At 32.8% G+C, this 18,511-nt stretch carries 19 protein-coding genes; all 19 read right to left on the bottom strand.

The features are described 5' to 3' along the window. Positions 1-7 precede the first annotated feature (7 nt). Complete coding sequence (mutL, locus tag HPY57_10120; protein NPV12135.1) at positions 8-1,852, bottom strand: DNA mismatch repair endonuclease MutL; 1,845 nt, start codon at positions 1,850-1,852, stop codon at positions 8-10. An 81-nt stretch (positions 1,853-1,933) separates the two neighbouring features. Continuing rightward, positions 1,934-4,063 carry a Gfo/Idh/MocA family oxidoreductase gene (locus tag HPY57_10115; GenBank protein ID NPV12134.1) on the bottom strand — a complete coding sequence of 710 codons (2,130 nt, stop codon included), beginning with the start codon at positions 4,061-4,063 and terminating at the stop codon, positions 1,934-1,936. Further along, positions 4,060-5,406: a UDP-glucose/GDP-mannose dehydrogenase family protein gene (locus HPY57_10110; protein NPV12133.1), complete on the bottom strand. Its 1,347-nt coding sequence runs from the start codon at positions 5,404-5,406 to the stop codon at positions 4,060-4,062. Before HPY57_10110 ends, HPY57_10115 begins: the two co-directional genes overlap by 4 nt. Beyond that, entirely contained in the window at positions 5,403-5,900 is a 498-nt protein-coding gene (locus HPY57_10105; GenBank protein NPV12132.1) for an HIT domain-containing protein, read from the bottom strand. The genes HPY57_10110 and HPY57_10105 overlap by 4 nt, the downstream gene beginning before the upstream one ends. Further along, positions 5,900-7,987 carry an elongation factor G gene (gene fusA / locus HPY57_10100; GenBank protein NPV12131.1) on the bottom strand — a complete coding sequence of 696 codons (2,088 nt, stop codon included), beginning with the start codon at positions 7,985-7,987 and terminating at the stop codon, positions 5,900-5,902. Before fusA ends, HPY57_10105 begins: the two co-directional genes overlap by 1 nt. Positions 7,988-8,124: 137 nt before the next feature. Further along, entirely contained in the window at positions 8,125-8,520 is a 396-nt protein-coding gene (locus HPY57_10095) for a DUF948 domain-containing protein (protein NPV12130.1), read from the bottom strand. A 9-nt stretch (positions 8,521-8,529) separates the two neighbouring features. Further along, positions 8,530-8,949, bottom strand: a complete 420-nt coding sequence (locus HPY57_10090) for a gas vesicle protein (protein ID NPV12129.1) — start codon at positions 8,947-8,949, stop codon at positions 8,530-8,532. Between the two features lie 82 nt (positions 8,950-9,031). Continuing rightward, on the bottom strand, positions 9,032-10,006 hold the full coding sequence (locus HPY57_10085) for a flippase-like domain-containing protein (protein ID NPV12128.1): 975 nt from the start codon (positions 10,004-10,006) through the stop codon (positions 9,032-9,034). Positions 10,007-10,082: 76 nt separating this feature from the next. Continuing rightward, complete coding sequence (maf, locus tag HPY57_10080) at positions 10,083-10,670, bottom strand: septum formation protein Maf (GenBank protein NPV12127.1); 588 nt, start codon at positions 10,668-10,670, stop codon at positions 10,083-10,085. A gap of 36 nt (positions 10,671-10,706) precedes the next feature. Next, the gene (locus HPY57_10075) at positions 10,707-11,102 is read right to left on the bottom strand and encodes a hypothetical protein (GenBank protein NPV12126.1); all 396 of its coding nucleotides are present in this window, start codon (positions 11,100-11,102) and stop codon (positions 10,707-10,709) included. Positions 11,103-11,145: 43 nt separating this feature from the next. Next, positions 11,146-12,774: a Ppx/GppA family phosphatase gene (locus HPY57_10070; protein NPV12125.1), complete on the bottom strand. Its 1,629-nt coding sequence runs from the start codon at positions 12,772-12,774 to the stop codon at positions 11,146-11,148. Beyond that, the gene (locus HPY57_10065; GenBank protein NPV12124.1) at positions 12,771-13,871 is read right to left on the bottom strand and encodes a glycosyltransferase family 9 protein; all 1,101 of its coding nucleotides are present in this window, start codon (positions 13,869-13,871) and stop codon (positions 12,771-12,773) included. The genes HPY57_10070 and HPY57_10065 overlap by 4 nt, the downstream gene beginning before the upstream one ends. Before the next feature lie 7 nt (positions 13,872-13,878). Next, complete coding sequence (locus HPY57_10060) at positions 13,879-14,052, bottom strand: hypothetical protein (protein ID NPV12123.1); 174 nt, start codon at positions 14,050-14,052, stop codon at positions 13,879-13,881. Further along, complete coding sequence (locus HPY57_10055; protein ID NPV12122.1) at positions 14,052-14,720, bottom strand: deoxynucleoside kinase; 669 nt, start codon at positions 14,718-14,720, stop codon at positions 14,052-14,054. The genes HPY57_10060 and HPY57_10055 overlap by 1 nt, the downstream gene beginning before the upstream one ends. Before the next feature lie 3 nt (positions 14,721-14,723). After that, the gene (gene folK, locus HPY57_10050; GenBank protein ID NPV12121.1) at positions 14,724-15,209 is read right to left on the bottom strand and encodes a 2-amino-4-hydroxy-6-hydroxymethyldihydropteridine diphosphokinase; all 486 of its coding nucleotides are present in this window, start codon (positions 15,207-15,209) and stop codon (positions 14,724-14,726) included. Further along, positions 15,206-15,568, bottom strand: coding sequence for a dihydroneopterin aldolase (gene folB / locus HPY57_10045; GenBank protein ID NPV12120.1), 363 nt, complete (start codon positions 15,566-15,568; stop codon positions 15,206-15,208). Before folB ends, folK begins: the two co-directional genes overlap by 4 nt. Beyond that, a complete protein-coding gene (locus HPY57_10040; protein ID NPV12119.1) occupies positions 15,565-16,482 on the bottom strand; it encodes a DMT family transporter in 918 nt (305 codons plus the stop codon). The genes folB and HPY57_10040 overlap by 4 nt, the downstream gene beginning before the upstream one ends. A 1-nt stretch (position 16,483) precedes the next feature. Further along, positions 16,484-17,215, bottom strand: coding sequence for a peptidoglycan editing factor PgeF (gene pgeF / locus HPY57_10035; GenBank protein NPV12118.1), 732 nt, complete (start codon positions 17,213-17,215; stop codon positions 16,484-16,486). Continuing rightward, positions 17,215-18,507: an aminotransferase class I/II-fold pyridoxal phosphate-dependent enzyme gene (locus tag HPY57_10030; protein ID NPV12117.1), complete on the bottom strand. Its 1,293-nt coding sequence runs from the start codon at positions 18,505-18,507 to the stop codon at positions 17,215-17,217. Before HPY57_10030 ends, pgeF begins: the two co-directional genes overlap by 1 nt. Positions 18,508-18,511 lie beyond the last annotated feature (4 nt).

The following is an 18,511-nucleotide window of genomic DNA, read 5'->3' as shown; positions in this document are numbered from 1 at the left end:
TCGCTTTTTAATCTTCTTTATTTACGGTTCTGCCGAATCTCCTATCGAGTTCATCGATAGTGAGTTTAATGAAAACAGGCCTTCCATGGGGACACACATAAGGAATTTTGGTCGCGAATAAATTATCAATAAGAGAAATCATCTCTTTTTCGGTCAATGGATCCCCAGCTTTGATTGCAGATTTACATGCGAATGATTTTGCAAGATTATCTTTTTCATTGGTTACATTCGTTAATGCAAATTCACGATACATTTCTAAAATCTCAAGAAGAATTTCTTTCTCTTTACCAGGTTTGATATCCTGTGGAATTCCATTTATAATTAAAGTGTTTTTGCCAAAAGGTCTGATATCGAAGCCAATTTTTTCCAGATAATCTTTCAATTCCAGAACCAATTCAAAATCTGGTTTTGATAGCTCAATTGTCTGTGGAAATAATAATTGCTGTGAAAGTGGAATTGAATTTTCTATACTTTGAATTGCTTTTTCATAAAGGATTCTTTCATGAGCGATATGTTGATCAATTATCATCAAACCATTTTTGATTGGAGTTAAAATATATTTATTGTGAAGCTGCCAAACCTGACGAGTTACTACTGTTTCTTTTTCTTCTTCTGATTTTTCAAACGAGAAGGAATTAACTATTTGTTTGGTGTGTTCCACAATATCAATCATCGAGTCTAAATCACCACTTAATTCTGATTTTTTTTGAGCTGGTTGAATCGGAATTGAAATTGTAGAAGAAACAGGTTTTTTCGGCTCACCATAAATTTCTCTGGCGATAAAACTATTTGGATCGACAACAGGATTCTTAAATCTTGTTCTTGTGAAATCATCAAGCTCAGATAATTCAATCTGAGGTGTGAAATCTTTAGTTGAGAGCGCCTCTTTAACTGCTGTATAAATTGATGAGTAAATTAAATTTTCGTCATCAAATTTAACTTCTAGTTTTGAAGGATGAACATTGACATCAATATGTTTTGGATCAAGATTCAGGTAAAGAAGATAAAACGGATATTCACCTTTCTCAAGCAAATGCTCATAGCCTCTGTAAACGGCATGTGAAATAGACTCGTTAATCACAAATCTTCCGTTCAAAAATAAAAATTGTTGTCCTTTTGCCTTTTTGGCAAAATGTGGTGCACCGATGTAGCCCCATAATTTAATTTGGTCAGACTCAAAATTTACTGGAATTAGAGATTCTAAAAATGACTCTCCGAAGTAATATTGTATTCTTTTTTCAATTGAAGATGGGGGAAGTTCAACTACAAGTTTTTCATCATCGATAAAAGTAAAACGAAGATTTGTAAAACTTAAACTAATTCTTTGAAAAGTATCATAGATATGTTTAAACTCTGTTGCATTTGATTTGAGAAAATTTCGTCTAGCCGGGACATTAAAGAATAAATTTTTTATACTTATGTTCGTTCCTATTTCACAGTTTATCTGATTTTGTTCTAAAATATTTCCGCCTTCGATAATAAGCTGAGTACCGAGTTCTTCTTCCGCAGTTTTCGTTTTCAGTTCAACTCTCGATACAGATGCAATTGAATAAAGAGCTTCTCCTCTAAAACCAAGTGTCGTAATTCTTTCAAGATCATCAATATCAGAAATTTTACTGGTAGAGTGACGATAAAAGGCTAGTTTTGCGTCTTCAGCTGACATTCCGATCCCATCATCAATTACCTGGATCAATGTCTTACCAGCATCCTTAATAATCAATGTAATGTGTTGAGCCTTAGCATCGATGGAATTTTCGATTAATTCTTTTACAACCGATTCAGGTCTTTGAACAACTTCACCAGCTGCAATTTTTGAAGCAACATTTTCAGGTAATATTTTTATTCTCTGCATAGCCTTCGATAATTTTGAATTTAATATATCTTTCCATCATCAGATTTGCAAACAATTAAAAATTCCATCAATAGAGATGAATTATAGACTTATATCCACAGGTTTGTTTGTTCTGAGAGACTCAATGATTGCAAAAGTTGTTAGTGTCGTTAAAAACAATGAATTCAAATCTATTGGTGATTTTCCCCCATTTTTAATTGCATTTATGAAAGCTTCAACTTCTTCTTTGTGTCCTTTGCCAAAATATTTTTTGGATTTAATTTTACCTCCTGAGAAAAAGTCAACTTTTTCAAAGTTGTGCAATACAGCTGACTTCTGCAATGCTGAAACTTCGAGATATTCTTTAGGAATTGATGAATCTGCATTTGATTGATAAATGATAGTTCCAATTGAGCCATCTTCAAATTTCAAAATGATGTGAACTGTATCTTCTTCCTTATCCAGACCCTGTTTTAATGAAATTGATTGAGCAAAGACCTGCTTTGGATTAGAGTTGCAAATAAATGATAATGTATCCACAAAATGACAGACTTCCCCAATAATCCTTCCACCTTGCTCTTCCCATTGAGTCCAATGATTAAGAGGAAGCTTGCCAGCATTCACACGATAAAGAAAATTAAAAGGACCTGAAGGAAAATGATTTTTGATATCAACAATACTTTTTGCAAATCTCCTGTTAAAACCAACTAATAAAAATTTTTCGTCTACTTCTAAATCAATTATTTTCTTTAACTCGTCAAAATTTGTTGCAAGTGGTTTTTCAACAAAAACTTTTTTACCTGCAAGGAGTGCCTCTTTCACATATTCCGCGTGACTATCATGACGGGTTGCGATAAAGACAACATTTATTTCATCGTCTTTTAATATTTCCTCTGGTGAGGTTGTAAATTTTTGAAATCCAAATTTTCTGGCAACATTACTTGCGGAAAGTCCATCAGTTGTGCAAACATTTACCAATTCCACATTTAAATTTTTAAGGTGAGGTAGAAGTGAAGATTGAGCAAAACTACCAGCTCCAATAAATCCAATTTTAATTTTAGAGGTTGGTTTTGATTTTGTCGAAACATCAATACTTTTTATCTCTGATATTTTTTCTTGTGCATACTCGAATAATATCCCACGATAAAACTCCTGGGTCTTTCCTAAAACCAAATCATAAGCTTTTTGATAATCATCAATAGAAAACTTGTGAGTGATTAAAGATTTAAAGTCAAGTTTACCTTGAGAAATTAATTCTACAACAGCTTGCATATTCCTGTTTTCCGTCCATCTTACATATCCGACTGGATAATCAATTCCCATTTCTTCATACATTGGATCATAACGACCGGGACCATACGATTTTGATATAACAACTTCTATCTCTTTATTATAAAATGGGCCACGAGGAATATCCATTTTTACTGCACCAACTACAACCACTTTTCCTTTTTCTCTGGTGATCAAACCTGAAAGTTCAATAGGTTCATTGCTTTCTGTTGCGGCAGTAATTAGAACTTTATCAACCCCAATTCCATTTGTCAGATTTAAAATTGTTTCTTTTTCACTTTTGGAACTCTTCAAAACATAATCACAGCCCATTTTTTTTGCATAATCAAGAGCCTGTTCAGAAATATCTAATCCTATTACTTTGCATCCATTTGCCTTAAGTAATTGCACACTAATCAATCCGAGCAATCCTAATCCGATAACAGCGACATTTTCACCGAGAGTTGGATTTGCAAGTCTCACACCCTGAAGAGCTATTGCTCCAAGAGTTGTGAAAGCACCTTCCTCGAAACTGACATTATCAGGAAGTTTAACGCATAGATTTTCTGGAACAAAAACAATTTCAGCATGATTTGCATAGCCTGCACCTGCACAAGCAACTCGCTCACCTGGTTTAAATTTATCACTTGATGATTCTATCACTACGCCAGAAGAACTATACCCCAGAGTTTTATAATCATTCAGATTACCCAGAATTCTTTCAATTGTTGGAATTAAGCCATCGCGCCGAACTATTTGATAAACTTGTTTGACTACATCGGGATTTTTATATGTTTTAATAAGAAGATTTTCTTTGCCCGACTCAACTGTCGTTCTTTCTGTACCAGCGCTAATAAGTGAAAAATAATTTTTAACAAGAACGCCTTTTGGTTTTAAAAAAGGAATGGGGAGATCAACAACTTTCATCTCCCCATCTTTAATTCTCTGAACTAATTGTTTCATTTTTCTAAGTCTTCTTTTAAGACAGGTTTTCTTCCGATTGAATAGTAAACGAATTTATATTTCTTTGCTTTCTCATTGTCAAAGACATTTCTTCCATCAAAGATGACAAATTCTTTCATTAAATTTTTCATCGCTTCAAAATCTGGTGTTCTAAATTCATTCCACTCGGTTGCAATAATTAATGCATCTGCATCTTTACAGGCAGAAAGTGCATCCTGTGCATATTCAATCTTATCACCATAAACTCGTTTGGTATTATCCATTGCTTCTGGATCATAAGCTGCTATTTTACCACCGAGTTCTAGAATTTTATCAATTATCTTAAATGCCGGTGCTTCTCTTACGTCGTCTGTTTCTGGTTTAAATGCAAGTCCCCAGAGAGCAAACCGTTTACCTTTAACGTCTTGATTAAAGTGTTTTAAAATTTTATCAATCAAGACAAGTTTCTGTTTCTCATTTGTTTCAATTACAGCATCAATAACTTTTGAGTCAACACTTACTTCTCTAAAAGATTTTTGTAATGCTTTAATGTCTTTCGGGAAGCAACTTCCACCATAACCAATTCCGGGGAATAGAAATCTTTTCCCAATTCTGTTATCAGCACCCATTGCAATTCTGACCATATCTACATTAGCACCGACTTTTTCACAATAATTTGCAATTTCATTCATAAATGTAATTTTAGTCGCAAGGAAACAATTAGCTGCGTATTTGGTTATCTCGGCACTTTTTTCATCCATAAAATAAATAGGATTACCGCTTCGAACGAAAGGCTCATATAAAGTTTTCATCATTTCTCTGGCTTTTTCCGATGAGGTGCCAATAACAATTCGATCAGGTTTCATAAAATCTTCGACAGCGAATCCTTCACGCAAAAATTCTGGATTGCTGACAACATCAAAGGGATAATCACCAGCCTTTGCTTTAATCTTTTGTCTGACTAATTCAGCCGTGCCAACTGGGACGGTACTTTTATTAACGAAAATTTTGTAAGACTTATCCTCAATTTGATTTAAAATTTCACCGCATTGGTCAGCAACTTCAAGAACATGTTTTAAATCAGCAGCACCATCCTCACCCTGAGGTGTCGGCAAACAGAAAAAGATAATTTCTGAATTCTCTACTGCATATTTTAAATCATCAGTAAACTCTATTCTATTTTTTTGAAGATTATGATTTAAAAGTTCAGCAAGATTTTTCTCATAAATAACTGGATCACCTTTTCTAAATCTTTCTAATTTCTCTTGATTGTTATCAACGCATATAACTTTATTACCAGTCTCAGCTAAACAAACTCCTGTAACCAATCCAACATAACCAGTTCCAATTACAGCAATTCTCATAAGTTCTCCTTAAAAAATTTATAAAGTCTTAGTTTGGTTTTTTTCATATCTTCAGAAATCAATTTTACATCACCTAAGACAGGCATAAAGTTAGTATCACCATTCCATCTCGGAACAACATGAAAATGGATATGATCGTCAATTCCTGCACCAGCAACTCTTCCAAGATTAGTACCAACATTATGTCCCTGCGCAGACATTGTATTTTCAAGAGCTTCAATTGATTTTTCGATTAGATAAAATGTTTCAAGGCGTTCTGAATCAGTCATCTCGCAAATTTTTGCAATGTGTCTATAAGGAATAATAAGCAGATGACCATTATTGTAGGGATAGCGATTCATTAAAATAAAAACTTCTTTGCCTTTGTAAACGAGCAAAGAATTTTCATCTTCAACATCTTCATTCTGAGCATTGCAGAATACACAACCTTCTTCCTTTGGATTTTGAAAAGATTCAATGTATTCAGAACGCCAGGGTGAAAAAAGTCTTTGCATTAAGCTTCTTCTTCCTTCTCTTTCTCGGCTGCAGCAATAATCTTCGCTTCGATTTCCTTTGGTACTTCTTCATAATGAGACAACTTCATCTCATAAGTACCCTTACCTTGAGTTAAGCTTCTTAATTGAGTTGCATACTTAAACATTTCAGCAAGTGGAATTAATGCACGAATGATTTGATATTCACCATCTGAATCCATTCCAAGAATTTTTCCTCGCCTGCTTGATACATCTCCCATAACATCGCCCATAAATTCATCAGGTACACGAATGGTAACTTCCTGAATTGGTTCCAATAGACAAGGATTAGCAGCTAAAAATCCTTTCTTAAATGCCTGAGATCCAGCAATCTTAAATGACAATTCATCCGAGTCAACTGGATGGTGTGAACCATCGAACAAAGTGACTTTAACATCAACCACTTTGTAACCTGCTAAAACACCTTTTGCCATTGTTTCTAAAATTCCTTTTTCGACGGCAGGGACAAATCTGCCGGGAACAACACCACCAACTATAGCATCAACAAATTGGAAACCTTCACCTCGTTTTAAAGGCTCAAGCTTTAAATGAACATGACCATACTGGCCACGACCACCTGTTTGCTTTTTATGCTTATATTCTGCGTCTTCACAAACTCCCTTAATTGTTTCACGATAAGGAATTTTAGGTTCAACTAAATCAACTTCAACACCGAATTTATCTTTTAATTTTTTTGCTGCAAGCTGTAAGTGTAATTCACCTTGACCACCAATTACGGTTTGAGAAAGTTCTGCATCGTAATACATTATAAATGTTGGATCTTCTTGATGCAAAGAATGGAAGCCGTTTGCAATTTTATCTTCATCTCCTTGAGATTTTGATTTAACCGCAAAATGAATAATTGGCTCAGGGAAAATTATTTCTTTGAATTTAATATTAAGATTTTTTGAGCAGAGAGTGTTATTCGTATGGGTATCTTTAAGTCTAACAACTGCACCTAAATCTCCGGCATATAAATGAGCTACTTCTGTTCTGTTTTTTCCATTTAGGATATAAATCTGACTGGTTCTTTCAAATTTATTTGTTGAGGTGTTGAATAGATCAAGGCCATGAGTTATGGTTCCACTATAAACCTTGAATAAAGACAACTCGCCAATAGCTGATTCTGCAATTGTCTTAAAGACGAACAATGCAGGTTCACCGTCTTCTTTAATTTCAATCTCAACTTCATTGCCATTTTGAAATGCTTTTACTTTATTTCTATCAGCAGGAGATGGAAGGTAAGAAACAATGAAATCCATAAATCCAGCTGCATTAACATTTGATGTTGCAGCTACTGGTAGAACAGGTACGATTGTTCGATTTAATATTCCTTTCTTCAAACCATTCAAAATTTCATCTTCGGTTAATTCGCCATTTTCAAAATACTTATTCATCAGTTCTTCATCTGATTCAGCTATTTTCTCAACAAGCTGACTTCTTAGACTCTCAGCTTTTGTTTTTAAATTCTCGGGAATATCTTCGATTTTATATTTACCATTTCCATTTCTTTCATAAACAAGTTGTTTCATTTTCAACAAGTCTATAACCGCATTAAAATTCAATCCTTGATTTACAGGATATTGTACAATAACTCCATCATGAGTCAGTTTTTGATTAATTGATTCAAAAACTCCTTCAAAGTCAGCTCGTTCGTTATCGCATTTATTAATCACTATCATTCTTGGAAGTCCATTTTGATTGATTAACTTCCAAACTTTTTCACTACCTACTTCAATGCCTTCAACGGCTTTCAGAACCAGCACTGCCGTATCTGCTACACTCAAACCGCTTAACACCTCACCGATAAAATCAGCGTAGCCGGGCGTATCAATTATATTAATTTTATTTTGCTGCCATTCAAGATTCATTAAGGAAGCAGAAGTTGAAATCTGTCTTTCAATTTCTTCTGGTTTAAAGTCTGATACAGTATTTCCGTCTTCTACTTTACCCATTCTTGTGGTGACGCCGGCAGTAAAAAGCATTGCTTCGACTAAGGAAGTTTTTCCCGCACCACCGTGACCTACTAAAACAATGTTTCTTATATTCTTTGATTTATACTCTTTCAAGTCACACCTCCGCTACTTTAGTTTTGGGTTTAATTAAGTATTGATAGGTTAATTTTAATGAAATGAATTTTTTACTTAAAAGTGTTTTGAGATTTTTATATCTCTTTTGAATAATTAAAAAAAAATAATTTCCGAGTTTAATTCGACCTTTTGAACAAAGTTTGAAAGAAAACTCTAATTCCTTTGACAATCGCTCTTGCGTTCGATTGTAATTCATCAATTGGCTCTTCAATTGTGTTTACTATTTTGTCTTTGATTCGTTTATAATCTTCAGCTGTCTCTTTTATACTTTTAAAAGCTGAATCCAGTTGGTCAAGTTCTTGCCTGATATTTTTTGAAAGGATTGAAACTTCATTCAGGGTATCTTTAAATTGTTCAAGGGTTTCGTTTAACTGATTGGTAGAATTGGTAATATTCTTATCAATATTTTTTATGGAATTCAATAACTCTTTCAGGAAAAAGATTAAATAGACAAGAAAAGCCGAAAGGGCAAGATAAACCAAAACCAGAAGAATAGATAGAATTAATTCCACTTCAAAATCTTAAGTTGATTCTTTCTCAGATTTATATGCTTCAATTCCAGCATCAATGGCCGACTTAACTTTGCTGGCTTCTTTAGAGGCATCGGATTTAATTTTTTCAACTTTCTCCGATGCTTTTGTTTTTGCTTCCTGCAATACTTTTTCTGCTTCAGCCAAAATACTCTGAGCTTTCTCTTTTGCTTCCTGAACTAAAGTCTCTGATTTTTTTTTACCTTCGTTTATAAGTTCCTGTACTTTTTCCTTTGTCTGGGAATAAATTTCATCAATATCGCCTTTTAAGTCGTTTGCTTTGTTTTTGATATCTTCTCGTAATTCTTTCCCACTTTTTGGAGCAAAGAGAAGTGCAATTAGACCGCCGACAACTGTGCCAGCTAAAAAACCAATTATTAATCCTTTTGCTACGCCTTTATCAGAAGCCATTGCTTCCTCCATTTTTATTCAAAATTAACTATAACTACTCTGAGTTTCAAGAAATTTGATCGATCAAGTAAAAACACAAAGTTTAAAGACCATTTTCTTCGTTTGTTTCTATCTCAAAAACTTTCTTGTGAACAATTTTTTTCTGGAAATAAATTAGTCCAACAATTCCCATTAAAATCGCAAACCATAAAGTTGCAACTCTTATTAAAAATGTCGCAACAAAGGAAATATTTAATGGAATATTTGTCCTGACAAGTAATAAAGTAAGACTTCCTTCAGTTGGACCAATTCCACCAGGCACAAGCAATAAACCACCAATTATTGTTGAAAACGAATACACAAAAAGTGACCAGAAAAAGCTCGCATCTGTATTAAATACTTTCAGAATAACATACAAACCCAAAGCTTCAAAGCCCCAGGCAATTGCTGCAAGTATAAGCATAGAAAAAAGCGGAACGGGTCTTAATAATTTATATGAATTTTCATAGGCCACTAAAATTTTTTCACTTATCTTATGTAAGAATTTTAATCGACTCATATATTTAATAACAGGTTCAGCAATTGGACGATATGATAATCCAAACAAAAATGCACCAAAGATAATCAATGTAATTAAGACAATATTTCGTCCAAAATTAAAATATATTGCTCCAACCATCGCGACCAATAACAATGAAACAAAATCACCAAGTCTTTCAACCAAGATAACTGGTGCCGACTTGTGAATAGAGGTTCCATTGTACTCTTTGATTAAATATGATTTAAGAAGTTCTCCTACTTTTCCAGGCGTGATGGACATTATCAATCCGCCAAAAAAAATTGAATAAGAAATTTTTCTTGGAATTTTAATTTCAAGAACATTTAAGTAATAATGCCAGCGTTCAAACCTCAAAAGATAGTTGAATAAACTTAGTGCCAGTACGATCGGGAAATATTTAAAGTCAAAAAGTGAGAAAGCCTCAAGAAGTTTATTAAAATCAATATAAAGTGAAAAACCAAGATAAACTACAGCTGCAATGACAATTCCAAGAATAATTTTCTTTTGAAGATTTTTCATAATCAATAAACTTTTCAGTTTTTTATATTAAGATTATAAAATGTGTTTGAAAGTAGGAGTTTTCCTCAATATAAAATTATTTTGTAATCGAATTCAAAATTAAATACAATTTCTGGAGGGGTAATCCAACAACATTGTAATAACATCCATTTACCTTACTGACAAATACCGCTCCAAGATCATCCTGAATACCATAAGCGCCTGCTTTATCCATACAACTTCCAGTTTCGACATATTCATCTATCTCAACGGAACTAAGTTTTCTGAAAGTCACAAATGTTTTTTCGTAATCTATAATTTTTTTACCATTTAGTTGATTAATTACACAAACTGCTGTATAAACAATGTGAGTTCTTCCACTTAAAGTTTTTAACATTCGCTTTGCATCAGCCTTTGATTTAGGCTTTTCAAGAATTTGATTTTCGAGCACTACAATTGTATCAGCAGCGATTATAATTTTGTCTTTAAATTTTTTATTCGCTTCTTCAGCCTTTTCTTGAGCTAATTTTTTTGCATAGGTTAATGGTTTTTCACCTCTGTGATTTTCTTCAATTTCTGGATGGAAGACTTTAAAGCTAAGCCCAAGCAAATTTAAAAGTTGTTTTCTCCGAGGTGATTGAGATGCTAAAATATATTGAAATTTTTTAAGTCTCTCCAAACTCATTTCGATTAATCAAAAAGGTGTGATGAAAGATATGCATTACCTGAACATTGCCTTGATACTTCCCCAGGTTCTCTTTACGCTTGACACACTATGAAATATTGAAATCTCGTTTGAATAAGAAATTGAACCATTGTAATCAACTATTTTCAAACGATAGTAATAAATTGAACCAAGGGATTTGAAGGCAGTTTCATCAATGAATGAATAATAAGAATTGTTTCCTTTTGGCTGGACGGTTGCAAGAGGAATATAATCGCTGTTCAGTGATTTTCTTTCAATAATATATTCTTTGACAGCCGCCTCTTCTCGACTCTTCCATTCTAAAATAACTTTATCATTTTCACTTCTGCCCCTAAAAAATTCAAGGGTTGCACCAGCAAAAACTAAAGTTGTAAGACCAATTAATAATAATGTTGTTAAGACCTTTTTCATACGCTGCAAAATTAATTCTTGAATAACTGAATGTCAAATTAACTTAATAGTTTAATTGCTCTAATTTTAATTGAATTTTGATATCCAGTAACTTCTCAATGATTTTTTTTCTTTTTTCTGCAGCCCATAATTCTGTCTCGGGCGGATAAGTTAAATATCTCAAAATCATAATGTATGACTTATTTCCATTGTCAGGAATAATTTTAATGTCGTTAATTAACGCAGAATGTGTTTTTTCAAGTCCATCTGACAATCTTAAAATCGCTGAAAGTATCTGAACGATTCTTTTTTCATCTTCATTAAGTTGAGTGAAATTCGGATGTTTTTCCTTAGGAGTTGCCTTTCGATGATAACGAGCGACATTGGCAATTAATTCTATCTCTTTTTCTGAAAAACCAACAAGATTTGAGTTTCGAATTATAAAGTAAGAATATTTATGATGCTTAGCGACTGAAATATAGTAACCAATATCATGCAAAATTGCTGCATACTCGAGTAATTCTCTTGCATTTTCATCTAGATTATGTAAAGGTTTTAGTTCATCAAAAATTTTTAACGCAATTTTCTTCACCTGTAAGGAGTGTTTTAAATCAACATTGTATGATTTTGCAAATTCTATGACTTCCTTCAGTTTTTGTTCTTTGATTTTTTCAGCTTCGTCAGAAATTTCTTTTAGCTTTTGTTCTTCCTTATAATATTTTTCAATTGCATCAATTATAATTCCTTCTCTTAAAGCGTATGCACTCACTGTTATTCGATCAATTTTTAGAGCATCCATAATTACTTTTAGAATCAGAGTACCAGGCACGATTATTTCTGCGCGCTTTTCATCGAGTTGAGGAATTATTTGTAATTCTTCAAGTGATGTTGCACCTAAAATCTTCTTAGATACTTTATCAAATTGTTTAGATGTAAAATATTGACCATGAAAGGTTTTAAATTTTTCTGCATCAGTACCAGAGAGATATAACAACCTTGCAATAGATTGAATTTGCCCTGATGTTCCTATCACTAATTCGAAACCAAGATCTTTAATCGGTTTCAAATTTTGATCAATAGTTTTTCTAATAAATTCTTCACAATCACGCTTTCTATCATCAGAAAAATTTTTTCCACCATCAAAAAAAACTTGCGTCAATCTAACAGCGCCGAGTTTAAAACTGCCAGCATAAAGAATTTTTCCTCTTTTGCCAACGAGTAATTCAGTACTTCCTCCGCCAATGTCAATTAAAAGAATTTGTTTATCGTAGACATTTAATCCTTGCAAGACGCCAAGATAAATCAATCGAGCTTCTTCAAATCCAGAGACAATTTTGATTTCAATTCCAAGATTTTGTTTTACAAAAGAAATAAACTCATCTCGATTTTTAGCTTCCCGAATTGCACTTGTTGCAATTGCGTGAACTTTTGCACCATATTCATCGATTTTTTCTTTGAATTCTTTCAAAACCTTAAGCGCTCTTTGAATCCCATCTTCGGTCAAGTAATCTGTTTCTTTACCAGAACCAAAATTTATTCTAACTATCTCTCGTTGTCTGTATAGAATTTCAAAATTCCTTGACGCTTCGAGTTCTTCAATTGAGCGGAGGCGTTCTAAATTTTTAAGTTCAACAATAACTAAGTGAAATGAATTTGTTCCTAAATCAATAGCTGCAATTCGTTGTGGATTCATTTTCCTTCATTTATTGTTTGGTTAGAAAAAATCTTGTCAATTAATGTGATAACATCTTCGATATCTATATCGTCAATGTTGGTACTTTTTCTTATATAAAACTTATTAAAACCAACTGGAGCCCATTGTTCAGGATTTGTTGGACCAAATAAAGCGATCAATGGAGTTTTTGTCGAACCTGCAACATGCATTATACCAGTATCATTAGAGATGAAAAGATCCGCTTCATCTATAATTGCAGCTAATTTTGGAATAGGAAAATTTTTAAGAACCACTGGTTCCTTCTTTAATAATGGTAGAATTTGTTTTAATAAATCTTCATCCCATTTTCCGATGGTCAAAAAAACGAATGCGTCATATTCAGTATAAAGATAATTAATTACTTCGGCGAACTTGAAAACACTCCATCGATTTGGAATCTTGCCTGCACCAATGTGAAGACCAACTTTCTTCTCTTTCACTATTGAAAAAAAATCCTGCGCAAATTTCCTTGTTTCATCTGTGATTAAAATATGTTCAGACAGGTCATTAGTATAAATTCCAAAAGGTTTTATTATATCCTGAATTTTTTCTGAAATATGTCTGTTGTCATTTTCGTCCGAACCAACATCTATCGCATAATCAAACATGAAAGAGTATTTGTTCGTTCTTCCATCTAAAGACTTTGGACCGACAGTAAATTTTGCTTTAGATAAACGAGCAATCAAACAACTTGTAAAAGAAATCGAAACTGTAACAGGTACAATCGCAAGATCAAATTTGAAATTTTTAAGATCATGAAAAAATTTTATTAATCTGATGGGATTCCATAATTTTTGTTTGTCAAAAAGAACCACACAATCAATAAATTTATTTGAAATAATTGCATCATAATTCTCTTTACTTGCAACGACACAAATAAACGATTCTGGCAAATTCTCTTTCATCGCACGAAAAAGCGAGTTTGAAAGCAGCATATCACCAAGTTGATTATGCTGCCTGACAACCAGAATTCTTGGTTTATTTCCGAGTCTTTCTATTAATTCAGAAGGAGCTGGAAGATTTTTATTCTTGGATTTCAGAAAAGCTTTTAATAGGTGAATGATTAATCTCTTCATTCAAAGATTATTCAGAAGATTTTTTGTCTTCTTTTACTTCTTCATAATCAATATCAATTACTTCTCTTTTTTCTCTGCTAATATTTTGTGAATTATTAATGCCGATAAATATACGATAAAAAAATCTTAAAGCTTTATAAACAAGATACATTAAAAATAAAAAGAAAATCAGTCTAAACATTATAATAACCCTTTCGGTTTTGGAGAATAATATTCAATATATGCTCTGTCTTCTCTGAATATAAGTTGTATTAAGTTTTCCAGATCTTCTTTATTATTAATGAAATCAATTTCATTTGTATTAACTATAAGTAAAGGTGTCGATTTATAAGCGAAAAAGAAGTGATTGTATGCTTCGTTTAATTGCTCAATGTATGACCTTTGAATATTTCTTTCGAAGGTTCGATCTCGTTTTCTAATATTTTCCATTAATCTATCAACTGAAGATTGAAGATAAATTACCAGATCGGGTTTGAGAATATTTTTCTCGAGCTGTGAGGCAAGCGTCTCATATAGCTTTAGTTCGTCGCCCTCAAGATTAATCGAAGCAAAAATTCTATCCTTCTCAAAAATATAATCACTAACAAGATATTGCTTAAACAAATTCGCCTGAAGAAGATTTTGCTGTTGAATGTAACGATTGACAAGAAAAAAGATTTGAGTCTGGAATGCATATCTTCTTCTATCTTTATAAAATTTTTCAAGGAATGGATTAATTTCGAACTGTTCCAGAACAAGATCGGCGTTTAGTCTCTCAGAGAGTAAGGTTGCAAGAGTAGTTTTTCCAGCTCCAATTACGCCTTCTATAGCGATATATTGTAATTCTTTTCTTTTATTTTTTTCTGTCATATTTCAAGTCAATTTGGTTACTTTTAGATTGACATTTAATTGCGAAAGTAGTTCTTTTATATTTTTTTTGAAAACAGGATGAATAAAATCGGGTTCTATTTCAACAAATGGAATTAGGACAAATTTACGATTGTGCAAATCATAATGAGGAATTTTTAATTCTGGAAAATCAATTGTTAAATCATCATAGAACAAAATATCGATATCAATCTCGCGAGGTCCAAAATCTCCTTTCGTTTTCCTCCCAACTTCTTTTTCAATCATTAAAAGATTTCTGTGCAGGTCAGTCGGATCGAATGTAGTAGTCAAGGAAATTACAAGATTTAAGAAATTCTGCTGATCTTTAATTTTATAAGGTTCTGTTTCATATATCGAAGAAATTTTTTCAATCCTCGTATTTGATAACTGACTAATTTTTATTAGTGAGGCAATCAAATTTAGAAATCTGTTCCCTTTATTTGAACCAAGCGAAAGGAAAACAATGCTCATCTTTTCAACTCGATTGAGGCTTCAACATAATCAATTAATCCACCAATCGGCGGATGCAGTTTTCTAACACTGACTTTAACTTCTTCTACATTTATAAATTTATCAAGTATTCTTTTACCGATAATCACTGCAAGTTTTTCCACCAGATAAAATTTATTTTCAGTCAGGATTTCTCTTAATGCTTGATAGACTTTTTCATAATTTACAGCATATTCGAGTTTATCCGTTTCTGCTGCTTTAGAGAAATCATATTTTAGTTCAACATCAACTTCAAATTTTCTACCTAGATTTTGTTCTTCAGTCATTACACCATGATAAGCATAAAAAACTGCGTTCTGAATTTTCAATGTACCTTTCATAAGCTTTTAACCTTCTTTTGATGATAAAACTTTTTAATTCCTTCCCAATTTGCGATTAAAATTCCTGTGAGAACAAAGAAAGCTCCAGTGGAAATATTTTTTGATAATCTCTCACCACCAATAAAAACTCCAATAAAGGTCGCAATTAACGGCGTGATAAAAGAGGTAAGAGATAGAATTACAACACTCATCTTTTTAAGCAACGAGTAGTAAGCTGTGAAATTAAAGACTGTCACAAAAACCGCCAGATATATGATCATTAAAATTGCATCGATATTAAAATGATTAGATTTCAGATTTTCAGACGCCAAACCAATGAAGACAAGAAAAATCCCCGCGATTAAAGTTGGGATAAAGTTCATACTTAGTGGACTTAAGTGACCACCTTTTTTCTTAATAGTTACCGCAATGCTTGCTTGCATCAAAGCACTAAAAATTACAGCGATCATTCCAGGCAAATAATGGGAAAGTTCAATTTTCAATCCATCTTTGAAGATAAATACAATCCCTGTAAATGATAAAATAATTCCCACAATTCTTGTTAAGCTTAACGATTCTTCCTTGATGAAGATGCTAGAGAGAATTGCGACAAAAAATGGATTCATCGCAAAAAGAATAGAAGCAAGTGATGATGGAATTGTTTGTTCAGCCCAATAGACAAGTGAAAATGGAATACTATAAGAGAAAAATCCAAGTATTAAGTAAAGTTTGATTGACTCGGCAGATAAATCCAGTTTAGTATTTGTATATTTCATCACGATTAAAATTGCAACTGCCGATATTAAAAATCTTGATCCGAGATTAATGAAAGGTGTAACGTACTCAAGACTCAATTTTATCACATACCAGCTTGAGCCCCAGAAAAAACAAATAAGAAAATACATTAATGGAATAAAAATTTTTTTCTCGCTCATTTTAAACCATACCAATTACTCCAAGCATCCTTCCAGAATTTTCTTTATCCCGCCTATAAGAATGAAATAAATTTGTCATTTCAAATGTACAGAGTTTAGAAATATGTATGTTTTCCTTTTTGAAACCAGAATCGAGCAAATATTTAAGATTGATTTCTGGCAGATTTACTAAAAACTTGTTTCCTTTTTTGCTTACAAATTGCTGATCGAATTTCACTGCAACATCCTCATCAACCTCGAAACAATCTTTGCAAATTGAAGGACCAAAGTAAAAATAAGTGTGCTTTAAACTTAAGTTAAATTCGTTTTTACAAAACTCAATTGTTTTTAAAAGGATTTGAGATTGAGTTCCTCGCCAACCAGAATGAACAACCCCAGCGATTTTATTTTGATCATCATAGAAGAGAATTGGGATACAATCGGCAATGGTCACTATAAGAAATAAATTTTTTTGATTTGTTACCAATGCATCATTTTCTTTTATCAAGCCCGGTTCCGTCACGAATGAAAATTTATCGGAATGAACCTGTTGCTGAAAGACAACTCTATTTTTATCAATTCTTAGTGCTTTAAAAAAATTATCTCGATTTTTTTGAATCTGCTTTTCGCTTGAATTGGAAAAATTTCCAAGATTAAAATTAAAGTCGTTCACAGAACCAATTCGAGTGCTGATTCCGTGAACGACATTCTTAAACTGACCAAGCAAATAACTCTTAATAATTAACGGTTTCATCAAATCTGATTTAATGCATCCTCCAGATCTTTAATGATATCATCAGCATTTTCAAGTCCAATTGACATTCGAATTCCAGCAGGATCAATTCCTTCTTTTATTTGTTCTTCAGCTGGAATCATAGAGTGAGTCATCGAACCGGGATGTTCAATTAACGTTCGAACGTGTCCCAGACTAACAGCAAGTGTAAGAGTATAAGCATTTTGAGCAATGTAATTCATCATAGCTCTACCTTTTTCTCGTCCTTCTTCTGGAGTATTTCCTTTCAAAGCAAAATAAATCATATTACCAGGAGCAAAATTTCCATGAAAATCTATCATTTGTTTTCGGGCAAGTTCATAAAATTTGAAAGAAGGAAGTCCAGGATAATTGACAAAATCAACCTTAGGATGTTGAGCTAAAAATTCTGCGACTTTCATCGCATTTGCTATTTCTACTTTCATTCGAATAGCGAGAGATGGTAAACCATAAACCATAATTGGCCAGGCACTTTTTGAAGAAAGAACACCACCAAAATCTTTTCGATACAACATTAAAATGTCTCGATATTTCTTTTTACCTATTACAACTCCACCAATATCAGTTCCAAATCCACCAATATTTTTTGTTAATGAATGAACGACAAAATCTACTCCCCATTCGATGGGTCTCTGACAATAAGGAGTTGCAAAAGTATTATCAACAACAATTTTAATCTGATTTTCTTCAGAACGATTTTTATTGTATTCAGCTACTTTTTTTACAATAGCTTCGATGTCAATTAATTCAAGATTTGGATTTGCAGGAGTTTCAAAATAAACAACTTTAGTTTTCTCAGAGATTGCAGCATCAAGATTTTCTGGATTGGTTAAATCAACTTTTATTGTTTTGATATTATATCTTGGATACCAGTTATTTAACAAAGAGAAAGTACAACCATAAAGAGTTTTATGAGCAACGATTTCATCACCCGATTTTGTAAGAATTCCAAGAACACCAGAAATAGCACCCATACCACTTGCAAATGTGACAGCTGTTTCTCCTGATTCAGCAGCAGCAAGATTCTCTTCCAAAATTTCTTTATTTGGCTCACCAAGTCGATCGTAAATGTAAATTGGCGGTTCGGTGTCAGGCAATTCTGAAAAATGTCCGAACTCTGAAAATCCAAGCGCCCCTCTCTCGACTGAGTCAAGTCGGAATGTAGTTGATGACGAAACAGGTGGAACTACATGATGATTATAATCCCACTTTGTAGTGAAAGCTTTCCCATAAATTAGATGAGTCTCTTTTGAATATTTATCATTTGAATTCATAATA

The sequence above is a fragment of the Ignavibacteria bacterium genome, assembly GCA_013177855.1.
Classification (GTDB): domain Bacteria; phylum Bacteroidota; class Ignavibacteria; order Ch128b; family Ch128b; genus Ch128b.
Note: the sequence above shows the minus strand (reverse complement) of the source record. Positions and strands in the feature narration are given on the sequence as shown.

Coding starts and splice junctions, on each gene's coding strand:
- HPY57_10065 (NPV12124.1), bottom strand. CDS start 13,871: ATGAAGAGATTAATCATTCACCTATTAAAAGCTTTTCTGAAATCCAAG.
- HPY57_10040 (NPV12119.1), bottom strand. CDS start 16,482: ATGAGCGAGAAAAAAATTTTTATTCCATTAATGTATTTTCTTATTTGT.
- HPY57_10090 (NPV12129.1), bottom strand. CDS start 8,949: ATGGCTTCTGATAAAGGCGTAGCAAAAGGATTAATAATTGGTTTTTTA.
- HPY57_10085 (NPV12128.1), bottom strand. CDS start 10,006: ATGAAAAATCTTCAAAAGAAAATTATTCTTGGAATTGTCATTGCAGCT.
- HPY57_10115 (NPV12134.1), bottom strand. CDS start 4,063: ATGAAACAATTAGTTCAGAGAATTAAAGATGGGGAGATGAAAGTTGTT.
- HPY57_10060 (NPV12123.1), bottom strand. CDS start 14,052: ATGTTTAGACTGATTTTCTTTTTATTTTTAATGTATCTTGTTTATAAA.
- mutL (NPV12135.1), bottom strand. CDS start 1,852: ATGCAGAGAATAAAAATATTACCTGAAAATGTTGCTTCAAAAATTGCA.
- maf (NPV12127.1), bottom strand. CDS start 10,670: ATGAGTTTGGAGAGACTTAAAAAATTTCAATATATTTTAGCATCTCAA.
- HPY57_10030 (NPV12117.1), bottom strand. CDS start 18,507: ATGAATTCAAATGATAAATATTCAAAAGAGACTCATCTAATTTATGGG.
- HPY57_10105 (NPV12132.1), bottom strand. CDS start 5,900: ATGCAAAGACTTTTTTCACCCTGGCGTTCTGAATACATTGAATCTTTT.
- HPY57_10075 (NPV12126.1), bottom strand. CDS start 11,102: ATGAAAAAGGTCTTAACAACATTATTATTAATTGGTCTTACAACTTTA.
- pgeF (NPV12118.1), bottom strand. CDS start 17,215: ATGAAACCGTTAATTATTAAGAGTTATTTGCTTGGTCAGTTTAAGAAT.
- folB (NPV12120.1), bottom strand. CDS start 15,568: ATGAAAGGTACATTGAAAATTCAGAACGCAGTTTTTTATGCTTATCAT.
- HPY57_10055 (NPV12122.1), bottom strand. CDS start 14,720: ATGACAGAAAAAAATAAAAGAAAAGAATTACAATATATCGCTATAGAA.
- HPY57_10110 (NPV12133.1), bottom strand. CDS start 5,406: ATGAGAATTGCTGTAATTGGAACTGGTTATGTTGGATTGGTTACAGGA.
- folK (NPV12121.1), bottom strand. CDS start 15,209: ATGAGCATTGTTTTCCTTTCGCTTGGTTCAAATAAAGGGAACAGATTT.
- HPY57_10070 (NPV12125.1), bottom strand. CDS start 12,774: ATGAATCCACAACGAATTGCAGCTATTGATTTAGGAACAAATTCATTT.